At 44.2% G+C, this 1119-nt stretch carries 2 protein-coding genes and 1 pseudogene; all 3 read right to left on the minus strand.

Annotation, left to right across the window (positions count from 1 at the left end):
* Positions 1-276: cytochrome aa3 quinol oxidase subunit IV (gene qoxD / locus AC1DWB_RS35795; RefSeq protein WP_477545814.1), on the minus strand; the 276-nt coding region annotated here is incomplete at its 3' end.
* Between the two features lies 1 nt (position 277).
* Positions 278-874: a cytochrome aa3 quinol oxidase subunit III gene (qoxC, locus tag AC1DWB_RS35800; RefSeq protein WP_477545815.1), complete on the minus strand. Its 597-nt coding sequence runs from the start codon at positions 872-874 to the stop codon at positions 278-280.
* Positions 871-1119: pseudogene (locus AC1DWB_RS35805) on the minus strand (cytochrome ubiquinol oxidase subunit I); the annotation flags it as partial. The pseudogene AC1DWB_RS35805 and the gene qoxC, both read right to left, overlap by 4 nt.

A 1119-nucleotide genomic window follows, 5' to 3' on the forward strand; every position in this document is an offset into this window, starting at 1 on the left:
ACCCCAGACCATACACAATAATGTGCCGAAGACGGTAACCAGAGCTATGGCTAATGCATAATAGATGTTCGTGTAGATCGCTCCTCGATCCCCTGTTTCACCGGCATGCATGAACACTACGAGTTGTAGGCCTGCTTGTATGAAGGCTGTTACCAGAAGCACCGTCATGCCAACAGCGAATGACATATCCAAGAAGTATACGGCAAGGGCCGCGGCAGTAAGGACCATCGAGAATACAAAACCCATGACTTGTTTACGCGGGAATAACTCTTTCATGTTACATCATTCCTTTCAGGTAGACGAAGCTGAAGATGAAGATCCAGACTACGTCTAAGAAATGCCAGTAGAGGGAGAAGATGAAGGATTTGTTAGCTGTTTCAGGCGTAAGTCCGTCTCTCTTCACTTGTAAGATGATGAATAATCCCCAGAATAGACCGAATGTAACGTGCGCTCCATGCGTACCTAATGTGGTCAACAGGATCGCTGTGAATGCACTTGTTTGCAGCCCTGCACCAATATGAACATAATGAATGAACTCAAATATTTCGAGACCTAGGAACCCTGCCCCAAGAAGAAGGGTGATTCCGAAGAAGATCATCATGGCCTTCTTATTGCCAAGCCGCATGGCATGGACGCCGAGGCCAATGATGAAACTACTTGTTAAGAGCAAAAGGGTTTCGATGAGTACGGGCGTGATCTCGAACATTTCTTTACCCGTAGGGCCAAGTGCGGTACGATCCACTAATGTGAAATAGGAAGCGAAGAGCGTACCGAACAGCATAATTTCCGCACCAAGGAAAATCCAGAATCCTAAAATGTTGATTTGATTTTGTTCTGTGCTGTATTCAAGTGGCAGCGAGTGATCGGTTTTCATAAACTAGCACCTCGCAATTTTTTTTCTGTTTCTTCAATTTCTTTAACTGAAACATAATGGCCGTGATCCCTCTCGAAGGAACGATAAGCTAAACAAGCGAAAATACCAATGGTAGTGATTATGACAGAAATCCAAATGCCGAATACAAATGAGAATCCCCATGCGAAGAAGATACAACTCATGATAAACGGAGCGCCGGTATTATTAGGCATATGAATTTTTTTGTATTCGCCTGGGAATAAGTC

It is taken from the genome of Paenibacillus sp. P4_E11 (genome assembly GCF_056401635.1).